The 5302-nt window shown below is 73.1% G+C and carries 5 protein-coding genes; 1 reads left to right on the top strand and 4 read right to left on the bottom strand.

The window, feature by feature from the left end:
- Nucleotides 1-231 precede the first annotated feature (231 nt).
- Together IH44_RS0138965 and hisI are read right to left on the bottom strand one after the other, a co-directional pair.
- Complete coding sequence (locus tag IH44_RS0138965; protein ID WP_030464596.1) at nt 232-1737, bottom strand: anthranilate synthase component I; 1506 nt, start codon at nt 1735-1737, stop codon at nt 232-234.
- Nucleotides 1738-1781: 44 nt separating this feature from the next.
- Nucleotides 1782-2156, bottom strand: a complete 375-nt coding sequence (hisI, locus tag IH44_RS0138960) for a phosphoribosyl-AMP cyclohydrolase (protein ID WP_030464595.1) — start codon at nt 2154-2156, stop codon at nt 1782-1784.
- A gap of 226 nt (nt 2157-2382) precedes the next feature.
- Here hisI and IH44_RS0138955 point away from each other — a divergent pair, with 226 nt between their 5' ends.
- Entirely contained in the window at nt 2383-2985 is a 603-nt protein-coding gene (locus IH44_RS0138955; protein WP_030464594.1) for a hypothetical protein, read from the top strand.
- 44 nt (nt 2986-3029) lie between these two features.
- Here IH44_RS0138955 and IH44_RS0138950 read toward each other — a convergent pair whose 3' ends face one another.
- A complete protein-coding gene (locus tag IH44_RS0138950) occupies nt 3030-4724 on the bottom strand; it encodes a WXG100 family type VII secretion target (RefSeq protein WP_030464593.1) in 1695 nt (564 codons plus the stop codon).
- A complete protein-coding gene (locus IH44_RS47525) occupies nt 4721-5038 on the bottom strand; it encodes a hypothetical protein (RefSeq protein WP_030464592.1) in 318 nt (105 codons plus the stop codon). Before IH44_RS47525 ends, IH44_RS0138950 begins: the two co-directional genes overlap by 4 nt.
- Between the last annotated feature and the right edge of the window lie 264 nt (nt 5039-5302).

The following is a 5302-nucleotide window of genomic DNA, read 5'->3' as shown; positions in this document are numbered from 1 at the left end:
CCCACCGACCCCCGGCCTCCGGCCCGGCCGAGCCCGAGCAGCCCCGGAGGCTCGGGACGCCAGAGGTACCGGGCCTGCGGCCTCCGGCCCGGCGATCCGCGCTTCCTCCCCGGCACAGCCGAACCGACCCCGGCCCGGCGGAGGCACCACACCCCCGCCCACCAGCCCCCGGCCCGGCCGAGCCGCTGTTCCCCTCCCCCGCCTGCGGCTCGGCCCGGCCGGGCCCCCGGCTCAGCGGAGGGTGTTGGCCGTGGCGACGGCGCGCAGGACTGCGGCTGCCTTGTTGCGGCACTCGGTGTCCTCCGCGTGCGGGTCGGAGTCGGCGACCACGCCCGCGCCCGCCTGGACGTACGCGGTCTCGTCGCGGATCACCGCGGTGCGGATGGCGATCGCCGTGTCGGAGTCGCCCGCGAAGTCCAGGTAGCCGACGCAGCCGCCGTACAGGCCGCGGCGGGTGGGTTCGAGCTCCTCGATGATCTGCATGGCGCGCGGCTTGGGCGCGCCGGAGAGGGTACCGGCCGGGAAGCAGGCGGTGAGCACGTCGAACGCGCTGCGGCCCTCGGCGACCTTTCCGGTGACGGTGGAGACGATGTGCATGACGTGGCTGTAGCGCTCGACGGTCATGAACTCCACCACCTCGACCGAGCCCGGCGCGCAGACCCGGCCCAGGTCGTTGCGGCCCAGGTCGACCAGCATCAGGTGCTCGGCCCGCTCCTTGGGGTCGGCGAGCAGCTCGGCGGCCAGCTCGGCGTCCTCGTGCGGGGTGGCGCCGCGGTGCCGGGTGCCGGCGATCGGGTGCAGCATCGCCTCGCCGCCGGCCACCTTGACCAGCGCCTCCGGGCTGGAGCCGACCACGTCGAAGCCGCCCTCGGCGCCGCCGTCCGGCCCGGGGAAGCGGAACAGGTACATGTACGGGCTGGGGTTGGTGGTGCGCAGCACCCGGTAGACGTCGAGGGCGGAGGCCGGGCAGGGCGCCTCGAAGCGCTGCGAGGGGACGACCTGGAACGCCTCGCCGGCCCGGATCCGCTCCTTCACCACGTCGACGGCCTTGCGGTACGGCTCGCCGCCGAACGGCGAGTGCGCGTCGACCGCGGTCGGGGTGTAGGTGGCGAGGCCGGGGTCGACGGGGCGGCGCAGGTCGGCCTCCATCGCGTCGAGGCGGGCGACGGCGTCCGCGTGCGCCTCGTCGACGCCGGTGGCCAGGTCGTTGTGGTTGACCGCGTTGGCGATCAGCAGCACGGTGCCGTCGGCGTGGTCGAGGACGGCCAGGTCGGTGGCGAGCAGCAGGGTCAGCTCGGGGAGCTTGAGGTCGTCGGGGGTGAGGTCCGGGAGCTTCTCCAGGCGGCGCACCACGTCGTAGCCGAGGTAGCCGACCAGGCCGCCGGTGAGCGGCGGCAGGCCGTCGTCCGGGTGCCGGGGGGTGTGCAGGGCGGCCAGGGTGGCGCGCAGCACCTCCAGCGGGTCGCCGGTGGTGGGGATGCCGACCGGGGGCTCGCCGAGCCAGCGGGCGCCGCCGTCCTCGCCGACGGTCAGGACGGCGCCGGAGCGGACCCCGACGAAGGAGTACCGGGCCCAACTGCGGCCCTGCTCGGCGGACTCCAGCAGGAAGGTGCCGGGGCGCTCGGCGGCGAGGCTGCGGTACACGCCGATCGGGGTGAGGCCGTCCGCCAGGAGCCTGCGGGTGACCGGGATGACCCGGGTGTCGGCGGCGAGCGTGCGGAAAGCCTCAAGTTCCATGGGACACCGATCGGCTGGGAGGGGCGGGCTGGTCGGGGGACAGGCTACTGGGCGAGCGGCAGCACGTCGGCGTCGAAGCAGGTCCGGTCGCCGGTGTGGCAGGCCGCGCCGACCTGGTCGACCTTGACCAGCAGGGTGTCGCCGTCGCAGTCCAGCGCGACCTGCTTGACGTGCTGGACGTGGCCCGAGGTGTCGCCCTTCACCCAGTACTCGCTGCGGCTGCGGCTCCAGTACGTGCAGCGGCCGGTGGTCAGGGTGCGGTGCAGCGCCTCGTCGTCCATCCAGCCGAGCATCAGCACCTCGCCGGTGTCGTACTGCTGGGCGACGGCGGGCAGCAGGCCGTCCGGGGTGCGCTTGAGGCGGGCGGCGATCGCCGGGTCCAGGGCGGTGCTGCCGGGGGCGGCGGGAGTGGTCGACATACTCCCATTCTGGCAGGCCCGAACAGGCTGCCGGACCGCCTTCCGGGGTGCGGTCGGAATTGCTTCCCCCACCGGGTAGCCTGCTCCCCGCGGAAAACCGAACCGCATGGGGAAATGGGGGATTTGTCGAATGAGCGCCTATCACCAGCAACCGCTTCCGGCGGTCGCTTACGGGGATTACCGGCTCCAGCGAACCGCAGGTGAGCACCTGTATCCGGGCGAGCCGATGATCGGCACGTGGGCGGTCGAACTGGACCGCCTCCTGCCGCTCTGGTGGGACCGCGACACCGTGCGCGCCGCCGGTTTCGCTCCTCTCGTCTGGGCGATGAACTTCTGCAAATCCGTCTGGCGCGGCCTGTGGCTCTACTTCCTGCCGCGCTGGTTCGTCGACATCTTCGGACCGAGCGCCTACGGCCGCCGCCCCTACGGCCTCTCGCTGACCCGGCGCGCCTACCGGGCGCTGCGCCGCCCGCTGCACGGCGGCTCCTGGCACGCCCCCGAGGGCTCCACCGCCCGGCTGTTCTGGCGGGCGGTGCGCACCACCGCGGGCGAGAAGCTCAAGGCCGACCACGACCTGTTCACCCTGCTGCTCACCGACCGCCGGCTGCTGGTGCTCAGCCGCTGGACCGCCCGCCAGGCCGACGACCACTACCGGGCCACCCCGCTGCTCGAACTGCCCGCCGGCAGCTGGTGGCTGCGCCCGGACACCCCGAACGACGTGTGGGCCCAGCGGCAGGACCTGCTGTTCGCGGACGGCTCCTGGCTGGCGCTGGCCTTCGACGGCGAGAGCGACCTGCAGGCGTTCCGCGCCGCGGCGGCGGGGCGCTGACCGCCCGGAGCCCGGCTCCGACGAGCCGGGCTCCGGCGGGCCGGTCAGCCGAACGCGGTCTGGATCCGCGAGCGGTCCACCCGGTAGGGCGTCGGCTCCTGGTTCAGACCGATGTCGTTCAGCAGCTCCTGCTCGACGGCGTTCTTGTTGACGTCGCTCTTCAGGCCCTCCTCGGCGACGCCCAGCGCCGACTTCCCGGCCGCCTTGAGGTTCCCCTTGAGGGTGCCGTCGCCGATCTGGACGCCCGAGCGGTCGTCCTGGTCGATGCCCAGCCCCTCCTTGATCTTGTCCTGGGCCCAGGCCCCGGCCTTCTCGGTGACCTTCTGGTCGATCTTCTGGGCGATCTTGGCGGCCTTGCTGGTGCCCTCCTCCAGCTTCCGGACGTCGTTGAAGGCCGTCTCGACCTTCTTCATCTTCTCCATGACCTTGGCGATGTCACCGAGCTTCCGGGTCGCCTTGACCGCCTTGCCCATCTCCTGGAGCGCCTTCAGCAGCTCCTCCAGGGCCTTGGCCAGCTTGGTGGAGACCTGCGCCACCCGGGCGACGAAGACGCCGATCTCGGCCTCGTCGATCAGCGCGCCGACCACCGCGGCCGCGCCGAAGGTGACCAGCGAGAGCACCGCCTCCGCGGCCAGCGAGGCGATCAGCGCCTCGATCGCCTCGGTGATGATCTCGATCACCAGGCCCTCGGCCATCGCGCACTCCTGCGCCGCCGAGTTGATGATCTGCGCGGTCTGCATCATCTCCTCGGCGGTCTGGTCGAGCGCGTCCGCCACGTTGCCCATGTGGCCGCCGAAGGCGTCGCTCGCCGACCCCTGCCAGCTCTCCGCCACCGGCGCCACGCCCGACCGCAGCTCCGCCGCCACCGAGCGCACCGCGCCCGCCTGGGCCTGCCACTCCATGGTGGCCGCGTTCAGCTCCGCCAGGTTGCCGGTGACCTTCTCCAGCATGTCCAGCAGGCCGGACTCCTCCAGCGCCCACTCGACCGCCTGGTCCAGCGCCCCGCCCAGGCCGCCGCGCGACTTGTGCTCGGCCTCCGGCAGGTCCTGGATGGAACGCTCGATCTGCGCGTGGGCCCAGGCGTACGCGTCGCTCTGCCGGCCCGGCGCGCCGTAACCCGGCATCGACCCGTACGCGGGCATCGTGCTCGCCCCGCCGTACCCGCCGCCGATCCCGCCCGTCCCGTACCCGGGGGCCGGGGCCGGCAGCGTGGTGACGCCCTCGCGGGCCCGCTGCTGCTGCTCGGCCTGGGCCTGCCGGATCGCCTCGATCGCCGGCCCGGCGATCCCGGTGGCCATCGGGGCGTCCCCCGCGGACTCCCCGGCCGGCTCACCACCCGCCGGCTCCTCGCCGGAGCCGAACAGCTTGCCGCCGAGGTAGTCGCCGGCCTTGCCGCCGAGGCTGCCCGCCGCGCTGCTGACGGCGTTGCTCCCGGCATCCTTGAGCATGCCGCTGAACCAGGACTGCCGCGGGTCGGCCGGCGCCCCGTCCTCGCCGCCGTCCCCCGCCGCCCCGGTCCCGCCGGTCCGCTGCCCCCCGGGACGGATCTGCCCCGGGTCCCCCACGTGCGGCGCCGTCCCGGTGCTGCGGCCGGGCGCGGGCGCGGGCGCCGTGGTGGTCTGCCGCGGCCGGTTGCCGACCTCGGACGGGTTGCTCACCCGCTGGTGCGAGTCGTTCCGCTTCCCGGACGAGCCGCCCGAACCGCCGCTCTTGCCCTTGCCGGACGAAGTCCCGCTCACGCCTGGCCCCCGCTCATGGTGCCCACGACGTACTCCTCGTGGTCCGTGTAGTTGCGCGACACCCCGGCCAGCCCCTGCGAACTGCCGTTCACCGCACTGCCGAGCATCCCGACGTTCTCGCGGCTGGCACCAGCGTGCTCCTGGAACGCCGACGCCAGGTGCTGGGCGTTCGGCAGGTGCCCGAAGGCGTCCGAGGAGATGGTGATCGCGGCGGTGGCCTCGGCGATCCGGTTCAGCTGCTCGGCCTGCTCGGCAAGCAGTGACGAGTACCGGTCGAGCGCACTGGGCTCGACCTGAAACCCGCTGTCCCCCATGACAGTTGCCTTTCTCGTACATCCCTGTGACAGACGGGTCATCGTACTGATCAGCATGCAAAGGATGAGCAAACTGATGCCCGAAAAGGACTGACGTGACAGCTGTTGTGCCCTCAGAATGGCCTTGGATCCAGGGGGGTTGGCATGAACGGACGACAGAAGGCGTTTCTCGCGGTCCTGGTGGCCGCACTCGTCGCGGCCGGGGCGATCGCCCTGTGGCCCGCCCCGAACAAACCCGCCGCCGCACCCCCACCCCCCACCACC

Source organism: Kitasatospora sp. NRRL B-11411, from assembly GCF_000721345.1.
Taxonomy (GTDB): Bacteria; Actinomycetota; Actinomycetes; order Streptomycetales; family Streptomycetaceae; genus Kitasatospora; species Kitasatospora cineracea.
Note: the sequence above shows the minus strand (reverse complement) of the source record. Positions and strands in the feature narration are given on the sequence as shown.

What these genes read in the sequence shown, in the direction of transcription:
- IH44_RS47525 (WP_030464592.1), bottom strand. Translation starts at nt 5,038, where the DNA reads ATGGGGGACAGCGGGTTTCAGGTCGAGCCCAGTGCGCTCGACCGGTAC.
- IH44_RS0138955 (WP_030464594.1), top strand. Translation starts at nt 2,383, where the DNA reads ATGATCGGCACGTGGGCGGTCGAACTGGACCGCCTCCTGCCGCTCTGG.
- hisI (WP_030464595.1), bottom strand. Translation starts at nt 2,156, where the DNA reads ATGTCGACCACTCCCGCCGCCCCCGGCAGCACCGCCCTGGACCCGGCG.
- IH44_RS0138965 (WP_030464596.1), bottom strand. Translation starts at nt 1,737, where the DNA reads ATGGAACTTGAGGCTTTCCGCACGCTCGCCGCCGACACCCGGGTCATC.